Raw genomic sequence first — 20,963 nt, forward strand, 5'->3', positions numbered from 1 at the left:
TGGGCGAGCAGGCCAACCCCGAGAGCATAGATCTTCTACACCGCCGCTGCGATCACGGGCCACCGCTCTCTGCAACACACACCTTACTTCTAGTGATCAAGAACGCTGCTGCAGCGCCAGGATCATCGGCCGTAAACGCGGCATCATCACCTACCGCCACCATCGTCACCGTGGCCAGCACCAGCGGAACCACCACCGGAATCAACCTGCTCGACCAGGCCACCACCGCCTGCCCCACCCTGACCAAAACCTGGATCGACGTCGGCTCCGAACCGGTCATCGAACACTGCGCCGCGCTCGACGTCGAGACCGTCACCAAATTCCCACAGGTCGAGGCGGGCCAGGCTGAGCGGACCCACCGAAGGTTTAGCGTCGTCAACCGCCGTGGATCACCGAACGATTCACTGATCGGCGCGGGCGATGGCTCACAGTCAACACAGCAGCCCTCGCACCTGTCAGCGATCAAATCAGGGTCGGTGACATCCTGTAGACCATGAGGTCTATGTGCTCCCTGTATGTGGATGCCGGCTACCTGCTCAGTTCCGCAGCTCTTCGGGTGACCGGGACGTCGCTGCGCAGCGGAGTTCACGTCGGCTACACGCCGCTGATCGACGCGCTTGTAAGGCAAGCCGAAAGCATGTCCCAGCTGCCGCTGCTGAGGGTGCACTGGTACGACTCAGCTAAGGACGGCGTGCCCGATCTCCAGCAGCAGCGCATCGGCGAGCTGCCCAAGGTCAAGTTGCGGCTTGGCCGGTTCGGCATGGACGGCCAGCAAAAGGGCGTCGACCTGCGTATTGGGCTTGATCTCGTGACGCACGCACGTAACGGAGCCGCCGACGTCTTCATCCTCATCTCGGGCGATGACGATCTGACCGAGGCTGTCGAGGAAGCCCAAGTTCACGGCGTACAGGTCATCCTGCTCGCCGTTCCCACCAAGGAGGACAAGCCCCACGGCATCAGCCGGCATCTGATGCGGGCGGCCGACGGGCTTGAAACCCTGCCTCCGGAGACTGTTGATCAGACGGTGACGAAGGTCGAAATGCTTCCGCCGACGCCGCAGCCGGTGGTCGTACCGCCAGCCGGGCAACCGCAGGTCAAGGCTACGCCCAGGGACCTCGCCGGGCTGGGGAAACCAGGCGCGCTCCAGCCGTCGCCTGTGATCGTCAACAGTGCGGCCACCGGCCGCGAGCCACAGGCCACGGCGGAGCATGAGAACCTCGTCGAACTTGCCGAGCAGATCGACTCGGTGGTCATCAACGTCCTGACGACATACCGCAAGTCCGCCTCCGCACAGGAACTGGCCGAACTCAAAGATGGGAAGCCATCGATTCCACGCGACATCGACAAGGCATTGCTGACCGATTTGTCTGATCGTCGCGGCGAATTCGACTTGAGTGAACAAGTGCGACACAAGCTTCGGGCGCAGTTCTGGAAGAGGTACGACGAGGTGTCGTGAGGCGGCATTCGGTGCATCCTGGCCGAAGAATTCCTTGGATCTCTCGATCGTTTCTCAGACGAGGCGCCTTCCCAGACACACTCCGGCCTGCCCCGCGTGGTCTTGATGGAACGGGCTGTCGCAGCCAGCCCGAGCCCACTCTGCCTACGCATCCTCACCTGCTCCGAGCGCCGCTGCCGAAATTGCCCGGCACCCAGCTGCCGGAAGCCTGCGTAGCCACGAAGGGGCGACTTGCGACGGCCCTCAGCGCACGGCGCTTATTCGTGGCGGCGTTTATCGAGGTCGTGTCTGTCATCGATGCTGCTCCGGGCGTGGTCTTTGACCTGACCGCAGATGTGGATGTCCGCTACCTGCGGTGCGAGTCCTACAGGTTGAAGCGCTGGGGGTTGGTGACGGTGTCGGGGCCGTGGTCGCAGGGCAGCTCTCGCAGGTAGCGTCGGTGGGTGGGGTCCGAAACAAGGGTCCAGATCCTGCCGGCCGGGTCGGGACCGTGTACGGCGGTGGCGATCGGGCTGGTGGTGCGGAGTCCGGCGAGCACGCCGAGGAGGCTGGCCTCGCGGCGTCGGCTGGGTACCCAGAACAGCACCGGGTACCTGGGGCCGAAGGTGGTGAGGCGTTCGTATCCGCGCAGTTTGGCCACGACGCGGGCGAGGTTCTCGGTGTCGTTGTCGTGTTCGAGGAAGAAGCCGGTCGAGGTGTCGCCGATGGTCCACACGCCGTGCCCGTCGGGACGGATGCCCGCTTGGGCGTAGACGGTCGTGGCGTGCTGTTCGGACCACCAGCGGGACAGGCGGGCGTCGGTGCTGCGGCGGGCGGTGGCGATGAGGTCGGTGAAGAACTGGTTGACGCCGAGGAGGTGGTTGACCTGGCCGCTGGCGGCGATCCGCTTGGCGCGTTCCAGGGAGCTGCGCGGCGGCTTGCCGCCGGTGCCGTTCGGGTCGTGGTAGGCGGTGGGGTGTAGTTGCAGTCCGACGGGGCCGAGGGTGTAGAGCAGGGATCCGTAGCGGCCGGTGTGGTTGCTGCGGCCGAAGCGGTGCAGTACGTCGAGGCGGTGCAGGATCGTGAGTCGGCGTTGGGCGGTGCGGCGGCTGTCGAAGAAGGCGTTGGTGATCTGGTCGGTGGACAGCAGGTAGTGCTCGGCGAGTAGCGCGAGGAGGGCGTGGTCGCGGGGGACGATGCGGCCGAAGACCGCGAGGGGGTCGGGTTTGCTGAAGGCGGGGGGAACGCGGGAGTACACGATGTTTGCTCCTGGGCAGGATGGGGTTCCCTCCCGATCGGGAGGGTGTCTGGCAGCGGGTAGGTCGGTGCGGAGGGTCTGTCAGGGGGCGTGTGCGGCACTGACAGACCAGGTCAGCACTGTGGGGGCAGTGTTCAGCGGTCACCGGTCGCGAGCCCGGTGACGATCCGGTGCGCGACCCGGGCGACGCCACCGGACCGGCGAAGACGGTCAGGCCCGGTCGCTCTTCGGGCGGGTACGCCGTTGTTCGGGGTTGCGGCTGAGTCGTTCGACGAGTTCGTCGACGGCGCTGGTGTCCTGGACCGGTACCGCCGCGGCGGCTGCCTGCCGGATGGCGGTCGCCTCACCGACGACCGGCCTGGGTGGTCGGGTCCGCATGGTGAACGCCGGGGTGTGGCGACCGTTAACCACGAGGCGTGCGGCGGCGGTGTAGGCGTCGAGGTGGGCGAGGTCGTGCTCACCGAGTTCGGGGAGGGTGTGTCGGGACAGGACTTTGGCGTCCTCGGGTGCGCAGGTGAAGTAAACCTTGTTGCGGGCGTTGGCGGACGCGGCGGCGAGCAGGTCGCGCGGGAACTGGGCTAGGTCCTGGTGGGCGAGTACGAGGGAGAGCCGGTACTTGCGGGCTTCGGCGAGCATCGTGTCCAGCGAGTCGGCCAGGGTGAGGAAGTTCTGCGCCTCGTCGATGATCAAACTCGCGTCGCGACGCTTCTCGGGTGCGATGGCGGCGCGGGCGGTGGTGGCCTGCCACACCTGGGCGAGGATGAGGGAGCCGAGCAGGCGGCTGGTGTCCTCGCCGAGGACGCCTTTGGGGATGCGGACGAGCAGGACCCCGCCGTCGAGGACGCGGCCCATGTCGAAGCTCGACTTCGGGTAGCGCATCGTCCGTTTGACGAAGTCGCGGAGCAGGAACGCCCGCAGCCGGGCGAGGACCGGGCCGATGACCTGGGAGCGGAGGCTGTCGTTGAGGCCGTCGTACCACTGCCAGAAGCCGCTGAGCCCGGCTGGGTCGTCGAGGTCCACGGTCATCGCGGAGCGGAACTGGGGGCTGTTGAGCAGTGGGGGGATGTGCTGCAGGGTCACGTTGTTGTGGCGCAGCAGGGTGAGGCAGGCGACCCGCATGACGTCGTCCATCCGTGGACCCCACGCTTTGGCGAAGATGGTGCCGAAGATCGACACGAGGTTGTCGACGACGAGGTCGGGATCATTGCCTTCGAGCGGGTTGAGCGTGGGTGGGTTGTCCTGGTCGGGGTCGAAGAGGACGACGCGGTCGGCGACGGTGGCGGGGAGCCGGTCGAGGATGTCCAGGACGAGGTCGCCGTGGGGGTCGATGACGACGGTGCCGCGGCCGGCTTTGATGTCGTCGAGGGCCATGTTGACCAGCAGGGTGGTCTTGCCGGAGCCGGTCGAGCCGATGACGTGCAGGTGATACCTGGCGTCGGGTACCGCGAGTCCGACGGCGTGGCCGCCGATCTCGGCGTCGCCGAGCATCTTCACCCCACGACCGCCGCCGGGGACGGCGACCGGTGCCGGCATGGACGCGGCCCGCGCCCGGTCGAGACCGGGCACGGCCAGGTCTCGCGGCAGGGCAGCCAGCGCCGCGAGTTCCGGGGCGGAGGTCAGGAACCCCGCGCCGAGCCGTCGGGCGGCGAGGACTGCCACCGGGGCGGGCATCCGGGCCCGGTGGGTGAGCCGGTTGCGGCCGGTGTGGATGGCGAACGCTGAGGCGAGGGTGTCGGCGATGCCCCGCAGCCGGCCCCGCGGGTCGGCGCCGGGGCGTCGGCTGGTGGTGGCGACCGCGTACCGGATACCGGTCTGCCACAGCGGGTGCGCTGTCTTGTCCAGGATCGCCCGGACGTCCCGCTCGACGGTGGGATCCCGCCGTGCCACCGGCGTGGGGCGGCCGGTGCCGCCGCTACCGGGCAGGAACGCCTCCAGCAGCCACAGCACCGGCGCGGCCGGGTTGAGCGCCGGCACGGCGGTCTTGCCGGCCCGAAGCCGTCCGGCCGCCCGACGGGCCCGTGCCGCTCGCCGGGGCGTGGCCGGGCGGGCGAGGACCTGTACGCAGGCGTACTCGCCGGGTTTGAGCTGTGCGCCGGCGGACATCAGGGGACGCAGCGGGTCGGTGTCGTGGTCGGTGGTCAGCGGTAGCCACTCCGCGTACATCGGTAGTAGGTGTCCACCGGCGGCGGGATGCGCGTCGAGCGGAATCGGGGGCGGCGGGTTGTCGTCGGTGATGGTGGCCGAGCCGGGCCAGGCCGCTCGGACCGCGGCCTCGACCGCGCCGGGTGGGACGGTGCCGGGCACCCAGATCGAGATCAGCAACTGCCGGCCGGACCAGGTGTACTGCCAGACGACGTGCGGGGTGCCGTAGAGCAGGCGTCGGCGTCGCGACGGGGTGAGTACGCCGGCCAGGTTCGCCCACAACGCGGCGGCGCTGTGCGGGTCGACCTCGGGCGGCGGGGCGATCGTGACCAGCCGCGCGTCGTGGGCGTGGTGGTGGTGCCGCCAGATCTCGACGAGGTTGCGGGCCGCGATCCATGCGGCGAGCAGTCCGGCGGCGACAGCCGCCAGCCAGGGTCGCTGTGCCGCCCACACGGCGGCGTCGACCAGCCCAGCCCCGGGCCCGGCGGGAGGGGGAATGGGACCGGCGCCTGGCCCGATGGTGGGGCTGGGCGCCGGTGGCGGTGACATGAGCGCTGATCCGAGGACTTCGGTCGGTGGTGTCACAGGTCGTCCTCTTCCTCGTCGACATGGGCCAGTTCGGTCGGGTCGGTGGTGCACAGGTTGTGCTCGGTGTCCGAGGAGATCGACTCGAAGCTGGTCCTGTTCACGCCGGAGATCAGCACTCCTTGGCCACGACGGGCCGAGAGCAGCAGCCGCCGCTCACCGTCGGTGAGCCCGAACGCCTCGCCGACGGCGTCGATGGCCTGGGGTGCCTGTCGCAGCAGCACCTGGGTGGCGGCGTTGGACACCACGGCCTGGCCGAGGTCGGTGCCGAGCAGGTCGGCGGCGTCCTGGGTGATGACGGTCAGTCCGGCGTTGCGTTTGCGGGCCGCCTTGCTCATGCGGAACAGGAAGCGGGCGCCTTCGCCGTCGCGCATCAGTAGCCACGCCTCGTCGACCACGACGAGGCGTCGCCGTGACGGGCGTTGCGGGGTGTCGACGGTGCGCCAGATCGCGTCCAGCGCGAGGAGGGTGCCGACGGTGCGTAGTTCGTCGGGCAGGTGTCGCAGTGACCACACGACGAGGTGTCCGACGGGGGCCTGGGTGGTCGGGGCGTCGAACAGGTCGGCGAAGCTGCCCTGCACCCACGGTGCGAGCCGGGCGGCCAGGGTCGCTGCCGCCGGGTCGTCGTCGGCGCGCAGCGTGGCGGCGAGGTCGCGCAGCAGTGGTGCGGGCCGGTGGTGGGTGGCCGGGTCGGCGGTGATGCCGGCGGCCCGGTAGACGGCGAGGATCGCCCGGTCCAGGGCGGCCCGTTCCGCCGGTGGCGGCTGGTGGCCGAGCAGCACGCTGATGAGGGTGTGGAGGAACAGGCCGCGGCGGGTCAGCGTGTCGGGGCGGCGGTCGTCGGCCGGCAGGTCGAGTGGGTTGATCTTCACGCCGGGCATGCCCAGCCGGACGATGCTGCCGCCGACGGCGTCGGCCAGGCGCAGGTACTCGTCTTCGGGGTCGACCACCGCGACCTGCACACCCTGGTAGAGGTTGCGCAGGATCTCCAGTTTGACGAAGTACGACTTCCCGGCTCCGGAGCGGGCCAGGACGATCGAGTTGTGGTTCTCCTGGGTCCAGCGGTCCCACCAGACGATCCCCGCGCTGGCGGGGTTGACGCCGTAGAGGACACCGCCGGTGGTCGGTGGGTCGCCGGGCAGCGGGGCGGGCAGGTCCGGGCTGGACAGGGGGAAGGCGGCGGCCAGGGCGGCGGTGTCCATGGTGCGGAGCATCCGCAGCCCGTCCGTCGCGAGGGGCAGGGTGGTGGTCCAGCCGGACAGTTGCCGCCAGGTCGCGGGCTGCACCTCCAGGAGGGTGGACGCGGCGGCGGCCCGGACCTGCGCGCATGCCTGCAGTAGTTCGTCTTCGGTGCGGGCGTGCACGGTCAGGTAGAGGCCGACGCGGAACAGTTTCGCCGCGCCTCGGGCGAGTCGTTCGGCCAGGTCACCGGCGTCGTGGGCGGCGGCGTCGACGTAGGGGTCGGCGAGTTTGCCGCGCTCGGCGTCGGCCCGCCGCGACGACTCCAGGCGGGCGCGTTGTGTGCGTAGCCGGGACGCGGCGACAGGTGCGGGCAGCGGCTCGATGTGCAGGGCGAGGTCGAGGCGGCCCGGCCAGGACAGCAGTGGCTCCAGCCACGCCGGGCCGACCTCGGCCGGGTAGCCGGTCACCACCAGGGTGGCGGCGTAGCCGTCGCCCACGCGTAGCCACCGGGGGGTGACCTCGACGGTGGCCGGCGCGACCGCCGACGCCACCGAACCGGTCCGGGACCGCTCGGCGGAACGACCTCTGATGCGACGCCTCATCATGATCATGGTCTTGTTCTCCTCTCGTCGACGCGGGTGTTTCGGGCTGCGCTGATGACGGCGTCGGGTGCGGCCAGGGCACCCGGGCGCGGCGGCCGGTACGGGTCGGCGGCGCAGGTGAGGGCGGCGGTGACCGCCGGTCCGTCCAGGACGCGTGGGGTGACGCCGAGGCCGGACAGCGCGCGGACGGTGTCGTCGGCGCGGCGACGCGCGGCGTGCGGGCCGCGTTCGCCGACACCGGTGGCGGTGGTGATGAGGACCTGCCGGCGCAGCGGGTCGCGGCGTTCGGCGAGGTCGGCGAGGAACGCGGCGTGGTCGGCGCAGGCCGCGCGTAGCCGTGGATGTGGCTGGGTGTCCGCGGCGGCGGCGAGGGCCCGGCTGTGGGAGGCCAGGTCGACCGGTTGCGCGGACACGACGATCTGGACCGGGGCCGAGAGGCTGTTGAGCCACCGGCCCCAGCCGTCGATCAACGCCGCCTGCTCGTCGGGTGTGCGCAGCGCCAGGTTCACGGTGGTGGTGCCGACGATCGCCGCCCGCGCGCCGTCGAGGTTGATCTGTCCGTCGTCGTCGATGGCGTCGGCGGGCAGCCGCAGCGGCGCCGGCAACGGCTGCCGGCCGGTCTTGGGGGCATCGACCCAGTCCGGCACACCGCCGCCGTCGGCGGTGGCGCTGGGCGCGGTGGTCAGGGCCCGGGGGGTGCGGGTGTGGCGGATCGCGTGGAGCAGCCACACGTCCAGGGACAGGCCGTCGCGGCGGCCGAGCGCCAGGCCGATGACCAGCCCGCCGAGTACGACACCGGCACCGGTGAGCAGCGGTGTCGCGACGACGCCGTGCAGCGCCCGCCACAGGCTGTAGAAGACGAGCGCGCCGGCGGCGACGATCGCCAGCTGGTGGAACGTCAGCCCGTAGGCGACCTTGTCGGGGGCGTCGACGTCGGCGGGCATCCGTGCCCTGGTCGGCGTTTCGGGCTCAGGTGCGGTCATCTGATGGTCCTCCGAAGGGTGTTCAGGCCGGGGATGGTGCGGGAGAGCTGCTGCACCACGACGACGCGGACGACCGCGCCGAGCATGGTGCTCGTGCCGCGTCCGGTCTGGCCCGCCCAGCGGGCCATCAGCCCGGGGATCTTGACGGTGGTCCACAGCAGCACCACCACGACCAGGAGGTTCAGGGTGCCGCCCGGGTCGGCGGGCAGACCGAACACGGGCAGCATGGCCGTCGGGTCCAGCAGTGTCTGCTCACCGGCGGTGAGGAAGAACGCCTGCGCCACGGGTATCGCCAGGCATCCGGCGTAGGCGCGCCACCACAGTCGGGCGAGGCCGTCGGTGGCGGGTAGCGCGTGGCAGGCCAGCGCCAGCGGCGCGATGGCCGTCATCACCAGCAGCGCCACGAACCGGCCGATCAGCTGGAACGCGGCCGTCACGACCAGCACGGTGATGACCAGGGCCAGGACCAGGAACAACAGCGGGACAGTGCGGTCGTGTGCCGCCGCGAGATGGGTGCGGATCGCGGTGAACGCGCCGTCGCCGTCGTAGCCGCCGTCGCTGACCGCCGCGGTCAGGGCGTTGGCGAGATCGATGAGCTGGTCGCAGGCCAACTGGGAGAAGTGCGCGGCGGTGAACCCGACGACCAGCCGCGGAAGGAGGTCCTTGACCGTGTACCGCGACTGCTCGCCGCCGCCGGCGACCATGACGAGCACGCCGGCGGCGACGAACGCGAGGACGAAGACGGTGTCCACGATCCAGACCGACCGGCCGGTGAGGGCCTGCACCTGCGGCAGTCCGGTGACCTTCGGGGTGGTGAGCAGGACGCTGGTGATGAGGTCGAAGATCGCGCCGAGGCAGGCCAGGATCGCGTCGGTCAGCCAGTCCAACGTCTGGTCGAGGAACCATCCCATCGGGTTCAGCCCCCGACGATGCCCTGGACGACCTGCAGCAGGATCGGTGCGAGCACCGCCAGGCCGTAGCCGATCAACGCGTTACGCAGGGCGAGTTTGGCTTTCTCGACCTGCGACGGGTCACCACCGGCGGTGGCCCAGTACACGCCCGCCAGGACGAGGAACAGGGTGGCCAGAGCGGCGAGGATCCCCATGATCCAGGCCCGCAGGTTGGCGATCACCACCGGCAACGAGTTCGCCGCCAGATACACGGTGCCACCCGGGTCGGCGTACGCGGCGGCCGGCACGGCGAGCGACAGGCCGACACCGGCCAGCGGTACGGCGACACGGAACGCGAGACGAACGACTCGCGGAATTCGGGAAGGGTGCTGTGGGGTGCGGGACATGGGCGTTCACCTCCCGCCGCCCCGGGCCACGAACGGACGTGGCCGGGGGCGGCGATTACTCGAAGCAGATGGGGACTGCCGCCGGGCGCGGGCGAGAAGCGCGGATCCGCGTGAGCCCCGGGAGGAGCTCGTCCTCCCTCATGGGTGGGTTGCGGTCATCAATGTGGTGTCAGCGCATCAACTGGCGCGGCACCCGAGGCACGCGGATCGCGGCTGCTCGCATCGCCCGGCGGCGGGCGGAACCGGCGAGCGGTACAGCTCGCCGAGTCCCGCACCCCCAAACCGGGGTTTGTGAGTCCTGGCGAACACTTGTCGCGCTCACACCGTCCTGTGAGGGCTCACAGCGCCAGGTCAGGCGCCCGGCACGGAGAAACGGCTGTGGCCCGACGCGCAATGTCGGGCCACAGCCGTTTGCGGTGGTCGGTCAGGCGGCTGCCGCAGCGTGCTGACGGGCGTTTTCGCGGCGGGTGGTTGCGGCGCGTCCGGCGCGGCGCCGACGGCGCTGCTCGGCCCGCTGCCGCAGTCGTGCCGTGGTCTCCGGCGACACGGCGCCGGTCAGCAGCCCGCCGGCGAGGGCTTCGGCGATGCGGCTGTCGATGCGGGACAGCCGCATGCGCAGGGCGTCGACGCTGACGCCGTACGTGGCGGCGATCGGTTCGATCGCCCGGTACCCGAGCCGCACGTCGATGTAGGGCTGTTCGTCCTCGGGGTCGAGGATGCCGAGGGTCACCGCGCGGCGGACCAGGAGGTCCGGATGCCCGTACGGCATCCTGGGGGTGCGGGAGCCGGGGGTGACGTGCTCGATGTCCTCCACCGGCACGTACTCCTGCCGCTGTAGGCGCAGGTTCCGACCGGCTCGCCACGCCGCCCGGCACAGGCTCGCGTACGGTGCGGGTTTGGTCAGGTCCGCCCGGTCGCGCAGCGCGGTCAGGAACCCGGTGAGGATCTCGGCGTCGATGTCCGCCGGGTCGCCGTCGTAGCCCTCGCACAGTTGGGCCGCGTACCGCTGCAGCGCCGGCATCGCCATGCCGACCGCGGCGACGACCCAGTGCGGCCCGTCGAGCCGGGCACGTCGGATCAGCTCCCGCCACACCTCGTCACGCGCCGTGTAGGCGCGGGGATGGCGCAGCAGCCAGTCCCGCAGCGCGGGCAGCGTCATCACCGGCTGCGGCAGACCCGCGTCGCAGGCCAGCACCGTGCAGTCGAAGACCAGCGGCGCGGGCTCGCAGGTCAGCGCGGCGAAGGCGGTCTGCGCCGCGTCGAGGGCGGACGTCGGCCAGTTCGTAGCGTCGGACACGCTCATGGCAATACTCCTGTGACAGCGAAGGGATGCGGGATGCCGTTGCCGGTGTTGTCACGGCGACCGGTGCCATCGATTGCGCCACAAGCGACTCACAAGGACCTGACGGAGCTTCCGGGCGCTGTTCGCCACCGGGGTCGGACCTCTGTCAGTGGCCCAGCCCGCACGATCTGCCATCGCCCTCTATCGCGGCGGGACTTCTGACAGAGGCCGGTTGACCTGCCCTGTGACACCCTGACAGACCCTGTGACCGCGCGGCCCGGGTGGCGGTGGCGCAGGCTTCACGCCGTGACCGCGAGACGGCCCGGACGACACCACCAGGGACACGGGCGGCCCGCTGTGACGACCAAGCGACTCGCCGCGCCACTGTCACCGCCGGCCGGGCACGCCCCGTAGGGGACTCTCGCCATACCGGCGGCAGTGGCGGGCGAGTTGTCACCGCCGGCCATCCCCCGTCCTGTGACAGGCGACGCCACCTCGATGGCATAGGCCCGGCAGACGGTGCTCGACGACGTCTCACAGTGCTGGTCGACGGCGGTGTCCACGTCGGCGCCCGAGGCGCCCTCCGCACCGGTATGGGCATCCGTCAGCGTTCCTGTCAGTGACGTCACTGACCGACGGCGAGCAGGAATAGGGCCGATTCCGGCGCGGTAGACGGCGACCGAGGGTGGTTCTGACGTCGTGGGCAGCAGACGAGGCGACAGAAGCAGGACATGCCGGTGCGCGGGTCGCGTGGTGTGAGGGCCTGTGGGTTGGGCAAGTGTTCGCCAGGGCTCACACGGCCCGGTTTGGGGGTGTCAGCGCTTCACGGCGCGGCGCGGAGCCGACATCCATATGAGCGAGCACCCGCCGCACCCGCACCACCAGGCCGACCACACCGGGCCGGCCGAGGCCACTCTCATCGACCTGATCGCCGGTGACCCGCCGGTACCGATCACGGTCTGGCGCACGGCCCGTACCGACGCCGACCGACCCACCAGCCTGCCCACCCGTTTGGCCTACCGCCTCGTCGCCGCCTACAGCCGGCCCGGGGAGGCGGTGGTCGACCTCACCACCGACCACACACTGACCGCGATCTGCGCCCAGGGGGGACGCCGGCACCACCGTGCCTGGTTCACCGACAGCTCCAGCCTGATCATCGGACCTGCCACCGCCGGCCTGCCGGCGGCCACGACCGCAACCCGCCCGCTCACCGTCCCGGTCGAGCCACGGGCCGGTGTCGCGCACGACCCGCCCGAGCTGGTCGACTGGTTCGGCGACGACCTCACCGACCCCGACCTGTGCGGCGCCGACACCGCGGTCGTCCGTCCGCCCGACGACGGTCCACTGGACGAGGCCACCAGCCTGGTGGTCGCCTCCTGGCCGCTACACGAGGCCGACATCACCGCCCGCGTCCGCCTCGCCTGGCTCCTCACCGCCTGCGCGCGGCTACTGCGCCCCGGCGGCTGCCTCGTCCTCGTCGCCGGCGTTCCCACCGGCACACAGCCCACTCCCGAGGACTTCGGGCCACTCGTGGCCGCCGCGTCGGAGGCCGGACTCGGCTACCTGCAACACATCGTCGCGGTCGAGGCCGACACCGACGGCGACCAGTTCGTCTACCACGTCACCGACGAGGAACTGCTCTGCCTGGCCCACGCCGACGCCGAGCAGTGGCAGGTCGCCCACCTGCGGGTCCACGCCGACCTGCTGGTCTTCACCATCCCGCAGTTCCCCGCCGTGCCCGGGTCGCGGCGGCACCGTGACCGCGAGGGCGGTGAGCGCCGTGCCTGAACACCGCGACCCGGGACACCTCGAGGCAGACACGGCCACCGCCAGCCCCACCCGCGACGACGACTACGACGACCGCCACCGGGCCGACCCCGACGGCCTGTCCGTCTGGACCACCGCGCAGACGACCGGCCCCGTGCAGCGACGGGGCCGGTACGTACCGGAGTCGGTCAAGCACCCGGCCCGGATGCTGCCGGCGATCGCCGCCCACGCCATCGGCGCCTACACCCAGCCCGGTGACCTGGTCCTGGACCCGATGTGTGGCATCGGCACCACCCTGGTCGAGGCCGTCCACGCCGGCCGCGACGCCTTCGGCATCGAGTACGAGCCGCAGTGGTCGAACATCGCCGACGCCAACATCCGCCACGCCCACGACCAAGGCGCGACCGGCCGGGCGTCGGTTATCCGCGGCGACGCCACCCGACTCATGTCACTGGTCCCGAAGGCCCTCACCGGGCAGGTGGCGCTCGTGGTCACCTCCCCGCCGTACGGGCCGACGGTGCACGGCCTCGTTCGGCCCGGCGCGGACGGGGTCGTCAAGTACGACCACCGGTACAACGACGGCGAGGACCGGGGCAACCTCGCCTACCGCGACCTGACCGGCCTCGCCGACGGGTTCACCCAGATCCTGGCCGGCTGCGCCACCCTGCTACGACCCGGCGGCGTCGCCGTGGTCACCGCCCGCCCGTGGCGCAAACGCGGCGAACTGGTCGACCTGCCCAGCGCCGTCATCGCCGCCGGCATTCGTGCAGGTCTCGTCCCCATCGAACGGTGCGTCGCGCTCCTCGCGGCCGTCCGCGACGGGCATCTCGTCGCCCGGCCATCGTTCTTCCAACTCCAGCAAGTCCGCAAGGCCAGGGCCGGCGGGGTGCCGATGCACCTCATCGCCCACGAGGACGTCCTGATCCTGGCGAAGCAGCCGAAGTCCGACTCGGGTGCAGGAAATCTGACGGGCACCCTCGGGGACGGGGTGGTCGCATGAGTGCGCCTGCCCACCGCCACCCGAGTCGCGCGGCGGGAGTAGACAGCTGCTGCCTTCTGTTGCTGGCCGCACGCAGTGAGACTCCGACGCTCGATGGCGGCGGAGGTGCGTGATTGACCACCGACCGGCACCGCGCATCGGATCGCTGTGCACAGGCTACGGCGGCCTCGACATGGCCGTCGAGCTGGTGCTCGGCGGCCAGCTCACCTGGTACGCCGAAACCGACCGGCACGCCCGCACCGTCTGTGCCCACCACTGGCCCGGCGTGCCCAACCTCGGTGACATCCGCACCGTCGACTGGACCCGCGTCGAGCCCGTCGACGTCCTCACGGCCGGGTTCCCGTGTCAGGACATCTCTAACGCCGGCAAGCGCGCTGGCATCACCGGAGAGCACTCCCGCCTGTGGAGTTCCGTTGCCGACGCCGTTCGCGTCCTTCGACCGCCGCTCTTGTTCGTGGAAAACGTCGCCGCCCTCCTACGGCGGGGATTCGACGTCGTCGAAGCCGACCTGGCCGCGATCGGGTACGACACGAGCTGGACGTGCCTACGCGCGTCCGACATCGGCGCCGCGCACCGCCGCGACAGGCTGTTCCTGCTGGCCGCACCCACCGGACGAGTGGGAGGAGGTGCGGACGCTGCCGACGCCGTGCGCCCGTGACGGCAAAGGACCCGGCCTTCCGTACGGGCTGCCCGACGTCATCGAACCGTCAGGCTCGACCCACGGCCTCCTATCCACTACCACCGCGGGGCGCAGCGCACGCGACGTTGAGCACCGGCATACGCGGGCCGACGGCGCGCGTCTGCTGCCCACCCCTAGGGCGAGTGACACCGGGACGCCCGGACGACGTGCGGGGGCCGGGTTCCGGCCCCCGCTGTCGCAGGTGCTGCTGCCCACCCCGCGGGCCACCGACGGCGAGAAAGGTTGCCCTGGGCAGCGCGGCTCACACGGCGACCTGACTCTCCCTTCCGCGGCGGTGCGGGTCCCGACCCGGCTCCTGCCCACCCCGCGCGTGTCCGACGGGTGCGGTCCCGGGCGGCATGGCGACGGTGGCGCGGACCTGCGCACCACCGTTGCTGAGCTCGGGCAGCCCGACGAGCAGCGGTGGGGCGGCTACGCCGACGCAGTTGCCCGCTGGGAGCTGTTGATCGGCCGGCCCGCACCGGCACCCACGCAGACCGGCCGGCACGGCAAGCCCGTCCTCGCGCCGCCGTTCGTGGAGTGGCTCATGGGCCTTGACCCAGGCCACGTCACCGACCCCGACCTGGGGCTGCCGCGCACGCTCGCGCTGCGGGTCCTCGGCAACGGGGTCGTGCCCCAACAGGCCGCCGCCGCCCTGCGGCTGCTGCTGTGCCCGTACAGGTGGTAGCGGGAAAAGGTCCCTTGGTCTACCGAGGTATCCAGGGATGGTGCGCCGGCTGAGCCAGGGTGCCAGTGAGATCCCGCTAACCGGCATAGGCCTGCTCTGCGCCTCCACGGCCTCGCTCCTTGGCGGCGCCGCCAGTCCGACGCGGTGGCGGTGCCGCCTCCGGCGAGCCAGCCCTCATCTGAAACCCCGGACCCCACCGCCCCTGCGGCTGGCGCAGTCCGAGATTAGGAGTCAAGCCCATGCGATCAGCACGACGAACCCGCAACCTCACCCCCGCCGCCAACCCAGACAGCGACGACGCATCCTGCAGTTGGACCACGGAGCGCATCCTGGCGCTCGGGGCGACAACGGACCTCGCCACCGCCGCCGCCATCCTCGGCATCTCCCGCTCGGCGGCCTACAAACTGGCCGCCCGCGACGCCTTCCCGGTGCCGCTGTTCCGAGCCGGCGCGTACTACCGCGTACCGACCGCCCCGATCCTGCGGAAACTGCACCTCGTTTCCCCACCGATATCGACAGCTGATGACACCGACAGGGCGGGTGCCGACGAGGACGGCAGGCATTCGGGCCGGGACAGGGACACCACGGGCTGCAGTCCTACGCCTTGACCCCGCCCGGGGTAGTACGCACTGTCCACCGGCACGGCTCCGTACGCCGTGCCGGTGCAGTCGCGCCGACTACTGCTCGACGACGCCGGAGAGAAGCCAGACCAGGGCGCGGCGCAACACCCGCTCGATGTCATCCACGACCGCTGACAGGTCATCTGTCGGCTGGCCGGTGAGCGTACGCAGTTCCTGCCTGCTCGGGTCGTCGCCGTGCATCTCGTCGTTACGAATCCGGTACCCGAGACGCAGGAGTGCCTCGAGCCGCTCGGGCGGCGCCTGCAGGACAGGGTCGTCGGCCAAGAGCGCGGTCGCTCCGGCAACGACCTTGTCCTGCTTGCGGCGATCCGCTGGCAGGCCTGGCAGTTTGATGAACAGCACTTCGGCGCAGACGATCAGGTCGATGAGCCGGTCGGTCGGTACCCGGTCGGCCCCCGCCAGGACCAGCCGGCGCAGCGCGGTCTGCAGACCCCGGTTCTCCCGGACCGCGGGATGCGCGAGGAGTCCGTACACCTCGCGCACTGCCTCAACCTGCTCGCGCCCAAGGATCGTCGGTCGCTCCTCGTCGAAGGTGGGCAGCGCCGACAGTAACGCCGTCGGCCCGAGCCCCTGGGGAAAGTCGTCGTCAGGCGGGCAGCGGATCGCTCGAGTCGCCGTGACGGACCCACCGCTCACCAGCCGAAGCGCGGTCACCAGACGGCTGGCCGGCTCGACCAGCACGCCAGACTCCGGCGCCGTCGGTTGGGCGGGTACATCCATGGTCGAGCACACCGGGTACGAGGTGCAGCGGGTCAGGGCCCACTGGTGGAACCGCGACACGGTCACCGAGTTCGGGCCGCCCGCGAAGGCGATCGGAACCGCGAGGTAGCCGATCGCGGCGCTCACCTGCCGGTCGCTCATCGCTTGCAGCACCAGGCCGTCCGGCAACGTGACCGCCTCGATGCCCGCGGTGGGGGTGAAGGCGTTGAGCGGGACCACCTCGACCAGCCGCGCCCACGTGGCAAGCAGACCGTCCTCCAACCTGCTGTACGCGGCGTCGAAGGCGTCCTGGTCGAATCGGTAGCTCCGGCTGGCGGCAACCATGGGTTCCAGGACGTGCTTTACCAGCGTCCACCCCAGTTGCCGGAGGCTGAGGGCGAACTCCACGCCGACGAGGCAGTCCACCCGCTCGCGTAGCACCTGATCGGCGGCTACGACGGCCCGCACCGCCCCCATCTCGGCGAAGGTGTCCAGGAACCGGTAGTCGGTGACTCGGCCCGACATCTTCCAGACGTCGCGGCGGATCGCGACGAACGATTCCTGCCCGTGGCGGTGCCACTCGCCGAAGTCGGAAACGGTCGCGAACACCGGGGCGCCGTCGCGAGCGGCCAAGTCGCTGAGCACCGCTGCCATCAACTGCGCCATTGCTGCATGCAGCTCCGGGCGTCGCGCCGGGCCCCTCGCCACGTCATCTGCCGCCACCATTGGTCGTCCTCCATGCCCGATCTCACGCGAACCGGACAGAATCCCAGACTCCCCAGCAGTGCGCATCTGACTTTCGCCGGTCACAGCCCCCCAGCGCGAGGACCAACCGCCGGACCTGGAGCCGGGGCGACTTGATCGTGCCCGCCGGTCACGCGTGGATGTCGATCGACCAAACCGATGCCCCACCACCCCACACGAACGGGAGCACCACCACCGATGCCAGACGGAAGCATCTTCAAGCGCTGCGGCTGCCGCCACCCCGACACCGGCAAGCCACTGGGAAACGACTGCCCGAAACTACGCCGCGCGAACCGCGCCTGGAGCTCCGACCACGGCCACTGGGCCTACCAGCTCGAACTCCCACCCACCACCGATGGCGGGCGCCGGCAGCTACGCCGCTCCAGCTTTCCCACCCGCCGCGCCGCCGCCGCCGAACTCGACCACGCCCGCGACCTGCTCGCCCTTGCCAACGGTGACCGGCGCCGCCGTACCGAGATCGCCGACCTGCTGCAAACCGCCGTACGCGCCAAACGTCCCCTGCCCGAGATCGACCGCATCCGCCAGCGGCTGCGCGGCGACGGCACGCTGGCCGACATGCCCACCGTCGCCGAGTACCTCACGGGCTGGTTGACCCACCTCACGATCGACGCGAACACGCAGCGCGGCTACGAATCGATCGCCCGGGTCCACCTGATCCCACACCTGGGTGACATCCCGCTGGACAAGCTGCGCACCACCCACATCCGCGCCATGTTCGCCGCCATCGAGCGCCGCAACGACGAGATCGCCGACGCGAAAGCGAGCACCGACCCAGCCATCCGCGCGTCCGTCACCGGCGTGCGACCCACCGGCGCCACCACACGCCAGCGCATCCGCGCCTGCCTGCGCAAGGCGATCAACGACGCCCTCGCCGACGAACTCATCGTCGGCGCCAACCCCGCCGCCCTGGTCAAGGTCCCCGCCGACCGGCCCCTGCCGATCGTGTGGGAGGACGAACGCGTGCAACGGTGGAAGACCACCGGCGAGGTCCCTGGACCGGTGATGGTCTGGACCGACTACCAGGTCGTGCAGTTCCTCGACTACGCCGCCGTTCATGCCCCCGACCTGCACCCAATGTGGCACTACATGGCCTACCGCGGGCCCCGCCGCGGCGAGGCGTGCGGCCTACGCGACAGCGAGGTGCGTCTGCACCGCCGCGAGACCACCATCAACAACCAGATCGCCACCCACGGCTACACCGCCGTGCAAAAACCGCCAAAGAGCAGAGCCGGAAACCGCGACGTCGCCCTCGACACCGACACGACCAAGGTCCTCACCGCCTACAAGGCCCGCCGCGCCGCCTGGCAACTCGCCGCCGGCGACACATGGCCCGACACCGGACTGTTCTTCGTCCGCCCCGACGGGCACCCCTGGCACCCCAACGCCGTCACCCAACGGTTCCGCAAACTCGTCCGCAAAGCCGGGCTGCCCCCGATCCGGCTGCACGACCTGCGCCACAGCGCCGCCACCATCGCCCTCGACGCCGGCATCGACATCAAGGTCGTCTCCGAGCAACTCGGCCACTCCACCACAACCCTGACCCGCGACACCTACCAGAGCGTCACCAAGCGGATGCACCAGGACGCCGCCGATGCCGTCGCCAGAAAGATCAACCAGAAACGCCGCAAGGCGGGGTGAAATCCACCTCCATCGAAGCGGCAGCGGACGACCGCGTGCGGTCAGGCCGGCCCCGGCCGCCCGAGCGAATACGCTCGCGACATGAGCGGTGACGACCAGCGGCTGAGCCGGCGGCGCAGCTTCGACGAGGACCCGGACAACTACCAGGCGGCTCGGCCGGAATACCCACCGCGTGTGTACGAGGTGCTTGCCGAGCACGGGCTGCGACCGGGTGCGCGCGTCCTGGAGATCGGACCCGGAACCGGGCAGGTGACCCGCCCCCTCGTGGACGCCGGTGCGTCGGTGCTGGCGGTGGAACTCGGTGGCCGGCTGGCGGCCCGGCTGCGGACGAACCTGACCGGCCACGACGTGACCGTCATCGAGGGCGACTTCGCCACCGTGCCGCTGCCCGACGACACCTTCGACCTAGCCGTCTGCGCCACCGCCTTCCACTGGCTGAACAAGGACGCAGCGGTGCGACGGCTGGCCCGCTTCGTCCGGCCGGGCGGAGGACTGGCGGTGTGGTGGACGGTCTTCGGTGCCCCCGACCGCAGCCCGCCCTGGCGCACGGAGCTGGACGCGGCGTACCGACGATGGCTACCGGGGCAGGGGCGCGGCCCCGCCGGTGTGCCAGCGCCGCTGCGGGTCGCCGAGCGCACGGCGGAACTGCAGGCAGGTAACTGGTTCGGCCCCGTCCAGGTCGAGATGATCCGCTGGGAACACCAGCTGACCCCGCACGGCGCGCGGGGGCTGTGGGAGACCTTCCCGAACGTACGCGAGTTAAGCACTGACCAGCGGGAGGCATTCCTCGACGCCGTCGCCGAGGTGGTCGCCGGCCAACCCGGCGCGACAGCGACCGACAATTACGTCACCGCGCTGTACACAGCGCCGCGCCGAAACCACGATGCCCTTCCAGCCAGCCCCTGAAATCGGGCAGCGGCGCCCGAAGTGCGCCAGCGATCTACGCCCTTCGACAGGGCCTGAGCTAGACGGGCCTGCTGAAGCGGGACACCACCACCGAGCCGTTCGAGGAGCTGAACTGAAGCGGTATCGCTGGCGCGGACCGTTCTGGGCTGGCTGGGATCGAACAGCGGTCATCCCGTCTCCGGGTGGTGGTGTTGCTGCTCGGCGCGAGTGCGCCCAGGCAAGCTGCCCCGGTGGTGGGTGGTCAGGTGCGGGCGCCTAGCTGGTGCCGGGCGTGGCGGACGTTGCGATGCGTGTGGGATTACCCGGCGGGCCGGTAGCTGTGGTGTCCATGCGGTATAGGACGGCTGTCATGCGCGCGATGGCGGGGTGGCGGGGATGGATACGGCGGTGGTCGGCGATGGTCCGGGCGAGGAGCTGCTGCGCCGGTTCCTGGCGGCCGTGTTCGTACAGGACGACGGCGAGGGTGGCTTGGGCGGCGAGGGTCGGTAGTGCGTAGGGTCCGTCGGCTTGGGTGTGGTGGCGGATGAGGTCGCTGTAGCAGTCGGCGGCGGCGGTGAGGTTCCCGGCGGCGCGGTGGGTGGCGGCCAGGACGCGCAGGGCGGCACGGACTTCCGGGTTGGTGGGATCGCGGAGAAGGTGACGCAGGCTGCTGTGTCCCCACTGGGCCCAGGGGAGCGCGACGGCTGGGTCGCCGCCGGTGAGGGTGAGGGTGGCCAGGAGCGCGGCGGCGCGGGCGGTCGCGGTGTCCTGGGCGAGCCTGCCGCTGGTGGGGTCGATGTGCAGCAGCCCGCTGTGCAGGACGTCGATGGCACGCTCGGGCGTGTTGTCGGCGGCGTGGCGCTGGGCCAGGTGCAGACGCTGGGCCATGCCCATCATCGGGCGGGTGATCCGCCGGGAGACGGCCCTCCAGGTGATGTGCAGGTCTGTGCCGGTCCCGCCGACGGTGACGCGTTGGATCGGGCCGAGCGCGTAGGACGCGGCCTGGGTCGTCTTGCCGGTTGGAACGAGGTGTGGGGTGCGGCGCAGGACCACTGCGGCCACGGCGTCGCGGATCTCGTCGGCCGGAACTGGTGTGCGCCCGCAGGACGGCGCGCACAGGTATGCCCTGCCGTAGCCGGGCAGTTGGATGAGAATCATGGATCGCGTGCAGGTGTGGCAGGCCAGGAGGTCAGGTGGCACGGGCGCGGCCTGCACGGCTCGGGCACGCGAGACCCATTCCTCGACCGTCGCCGGCGACAGACCGTGGCTGCGGGCGGCGTACCGGGTCGCTTGGTGTAGGCCGTGGACGGCGGCGTGCTCGATGGTCGCGGCGACGACCTCGGCGACGAAGGCGGGTGTCCACGCGGGGAGGACTGTCGTCCGCGTCGGCATCGGCACTCCTTCCTAGGTTTCATGGTTGCGTTCAGGCGGCGGC

The 20,963-nt window shown here is 70.9% G+C and carries 18 protein-coding genes; 9 read left to right on the top strand and 9 right to left on the bottom strand.

Annotated features, from left to right (window positions below):
- The first annotated feature begins 170 nt into the window (after positions 1-170).
- Both ACGFIK_RS21820 and ACGFIK_RS21825 read left to right on the top strand, forming a co-directional pair.
- Entirely contained in the window at positions 171-497 is a 327-nt protein-coding gene (locus ACGFIK_RS21820) for a hypothetical protein (RefSeq protein ID WP_377679358.1), read from the top strand.
- A 5-nt stretch (positions 498-502) separates the two neighbouring features.
- A complete protein-coding gene (locus tag ACGFIK_RS21825) occupies positions 503-1,456 on the top strand; it encodes an NYN domain-containing protein (RefSeq protein ID WP_393340982.1) in 954 nt (317 codons plus the stop codon).
- Between the two features lie 364 nt (positions 1,457-1,820).
- Here ACGFIK_RS21825 and ACGFIK_RS21830 read toward each other — a convergent pair whose 3' ends face one another.
- The 7 genes from ACGFIK_RS21830 to ACGFIK_RS21860 all read right to left on the bottom strand — a co-directional run bounded on the left by ACGFIK_RS21830 (position 1,821) and on the right by ACGFIK_RS21860 (position 10,787).
- Positions 1,821-2,693 (bottom strand): replication-relaxation family protein, encoded by an 873-nt coding sequence (locus ACGFIK_RS21830; RefSeq protein WP_393340985.1) that lies wholly within the window; start codon positions 2,691-2,693, stop codon positions 1,821-1,823.
- Positions 2,694-2,903: 210 nt separating this feature from the next.
- Complete coding sequence (locus ACGFIK_RS21835) at positions 2,904-5,384, bottom strand: helicase HerA domain-containing protein (RefSeq protein ID WP_393340988.1); 2,481 nt, start codon at positions 5,382-5,384, stop codon at positions 2,904-2,906.
- 32 nt (positions 5,385-5,416) lie between these two features.
- Positions 5,417-7,204 (bottom strand): VirB4 family type IV secretion system protein, encoded by a 1,788-nt coding sequence (locus tag ACGFIK_RS21840; RefSeq protein WP_393340990.1) that lies wholly within the window; start codon positions 7,202-7,204, stop codon positions 5,417-5,419.
- Between the two features lie 5 nt (positions 7,205-7,209).
- Complete coding sequence (locus ACGFIK_RS21845; protein WP_393341126.1) at positions 7,210-8,148, bottom strand: PrgI family protein; 939 nt, start codon at positions 8,146-8,148, stop codon at positions 7,210-7,212.
- A 35-nt stretch (positions 8,149-8,183) separates the two neighbouring features.
- Complete coding sequence (locus tag ACGFIK_RS21850) at positions 8,184-9,098, bottom strand: conjugal transfer protein TrbL family protein (protein ID WP_393340993.1); 915 nt, start codon at positions 9,096-9,098, stop codon at positions 8,184-8,186.
- A gap of 5 nt (positions 9,099-9,103) precedes the next feature.
- Positions 9,104-9,484 (bottom strand): pilin, encoded by a 381-nt coding sequence (locus ACGFIK_RS21855; RefSeq protein ID WP_393340995.1) that lies wholly within the window; start codon positions 9,482-9,484, stop codon positions 9,104-9,106.
- Between the two features lie 424 nt (positions 9,485-9,908).
- Complete coding sequence (locus ACGFIK_RS21860; RefSeq protein ID WP_393340997.1) at positions 9,909-10,787, bottom strand: hypothetical protein; 879 nt, start codon at positions 10,785-10,787, stop codon at positions 9,909-9,911.
- 831 nt (positions 10,788-11,618) lie between these two features.
- On the opposite strand from ACGFIK_RS21860, the gene ACGFIK_RS21865 reads away from it, so the two are divergent.
- From ACGFIK_RS21865 to ACGFIK_RS21885, 5 genes are all read left to right on the top strand, one after another.
- Positions 11,619-12,554: a hypothetical protein gene (locus ACGFIK_RS21865; protein ID WP_393340999.1), complete on the top strand. Its 936-nt coding sequence runs from the start codon at positions 11,619-11,621 to the stop codon at positions 12,552-12,554.
- Positions 12,538-13,533 carry a TRM11 family SAM-dependent methyltransferase gene (locus tag ACGFIK_RS21870; RefSeq protein ID WP_393341001.1) on the top strand — a complete coding sequence of 332 codons (996 nt, stop codon included), beginning with the start codon at positions 12,538-12,540 and terminating at the stop codon, positions 13,531-13,533. The genes ACGFIK_RS21865 and ACGFIK_RS21870 overlap by 17 nt, the downstream gene beginning before the upstream one ends.
- A gap of 109 nt (positions 13,534-13,642) precedes the next feature.
- Entirely contained in the window at positions 13,643-14,191 is a 549-nt protein-coding gene (locus ACGFIK_RS21875) for a DNA cytosine methyltransferase (protein ID WP_393341004.1), read from the top strand.
- A 223-nt stretch (positions 14,192-14,414) separates the two neighbouring features.
- Entirely contained in the window at positions 14,415-14,900 is a 486-nt protein-coding gene (locus tag ACGFIK_RS21880) for a hypothetical protein (protein WP_393341006.1), read from the top strand.
- 239 nt (positions 14,901-15,139) lie between these two features.
- Positions 15,140-15,508, top strand: a complete 369-nt coding sequence (locus ACGFIK_RS21885; protein WP_327023051.1) for a DNA-binding protein — start codon at positions 15,140-15,142, stop codon at positions 15,506-15,508.
- 69 nt (positions 15,509-15,577) lie between these two features.
- Here ACGFIK_RS21885 and ACGFIK_RS21890 read toward each other — a convergent pair whose 3' ends face one another.
- A complete protein-coding gene (locus ACGFIK_RS21890) occupies positions 15,578-16,906 on the bottom strand; it encodes a hypothetical protein (RefSeq protein WP_393341008.1) in 1,329 nt (442 codons plus the stop codon).
- 276 nt (positions 16,907-17,182) lie between these two features.
- Here ACGFIK_RS21890 and xerC point away from each other — a divergent pair, with 276 nt between their 5' ends.
- Together xerC and ACGFIK_RS21900 are read left to right on the top strand one after the other, a co-directional pair.
- Positions 17,183-18,643 (top strand): tyrosine recombinase XerC, encoded by a 1,461-nt coding sequence (gene xerC, locus ACGFIK_RS21895; RefSeq protein ID WP_393341010.1) that lies wholly within the window; start codon positions 17,183-17,185, stop codon positions 18,641-18,643.
- 81 nt (positions 18,644-18,724) lie between these two features.
- Positions 18,725-19,549 (top strand): class I SAM-dependent methyltransferase, encoded by an 825-nt coding sequence (locus ACGFIK_RS21900; RefSeq protein ID WP_393341013.1) that lies wholly within the window; start codon positions 18,725-18,727, stop codon positions 19,547-19,549.
- Between the two features lie 255 nt (positions 19,550-19,804).
- On the opposite strand, the gene ACGFIK_RS21905 is transcribed toward ACGFIK_RS21900, so the two are convergent.
- Entirely contained in the window at positions 19,805-20,920 is a 1,116-nt protein-coding gene (locus ACGFIK_RS21905; protein ID WP_393341015.1) for a tetratricopeptide repeat protein, read from the bottom strand.
- Positions 20,921-20,963 lie beyond the last annotated feature (43 nt).

This window comes from Micromonospora sp. NPDC048871 (assembly GCF_043198155.1).
GTDB lineage: Bacteria > Actinomycetota > Actinomycetes > Mycobacteriales > Micromonosporaceae > Micromonospora.

Excerpts from the sequence above, each read along its gene's own strand:
- ACGFIK_RS21845 (WP_393341126.1), bottom strand. The coding sequence starts at position 8,148 with ATGCCCGCCGACGTCGACGCCCCCGACAAGGTCGCCTACGGGCTGACG.
- xerC (WP_393341010.1), top strand. The coding sequence starts at position 17,183 with ATGCCAGACGGAAGCATCTTCAAGCGCTGCGGCTGCCGCCACCCCGAC.
- ACGFIK_RS21885 (WP_327023051.1), top strand. The coding sequence starts at position 15,140 with ATGCGATCAGCACGACGAACCCGCAACCTCACCCCCGCCGCCAACCCA.
- ACGFIK_RS21905 (WP_393341015.1), bottom strand. The coding sequence starts at position 20,920 with ATGCCGACGCGGACGACAGTCCTCCCCGCGTGGACACCCGCCTTCGTC.
- ACGFIK_RS21890 (WP_393341008.1), bottom strand. The coding sequence starts at position 16,906 with ATGGCGCAGTTGATGGCAGCGGTGCTCAGCGACTTGGCCGCTCGCGAC.
- ACGFIK_RS21840 (WP_393340990.1), bottom strand. The coding sequence starts at position 7,204 with ATGAGGCGTCGCATCAGAGGTCGTTCCGCCGAGCGGTCCCGGACCGGT.
- ACGFIK_RS21835 (WP_393340988.1), bottom strand. The coding sequence starts at position 5,384 with ATGTCACCGCCACCGGCGCCCAGCCCCACCATCGGGCCAGGCGCCGGT.
- ACGFIK_RS21850 (WP_393340993.1), bottom strand. The coding sequence starts at position 9,098 with ATGGGATGGTTCCTCGACCAGACGTTGGACTGGCTGACCGACGCGATC.
- ACGFIK_RS21865 (WP_393340999.1), top strand. The coding sequence starts at position 11,619 with ATGAGCGAGCACCCGCCGCACCCGCACCACCAGGCCGACCACACCGGG.
- ACGFIK_RS21825 (WP_393340982.1), top strand. The coding sequence starts at position 503 with ATGTGCTCCCTGTATGTGGATGCCGGCTACCTGCTCAGTTCCGCAGCT.
- ACGFIK_RS21855 (WP_393340995.1), bottom strand. The coding sequence starts at position 9,484 with ATGTCCCGCACCCCACAGCACCCTTCCCGAATTCCGCGAGTCGTTCGT.
- ACGFIK_RS21860 (WP_393340997.1), bottom strand. The coding sequence starts at position 10,787 with ATGAGCGTGTCCGACGCTACGAACTGGCCGACGTCCGCCCTCGACGCG.
- ACGFIK_RS21900 (WP_393341013.1), top strand. The coding sequence starts at position 18,725 with ATGAGCGGTGACGACCAGCGGCTGAGCCGGCGGCGCAGCTTCGACGAG.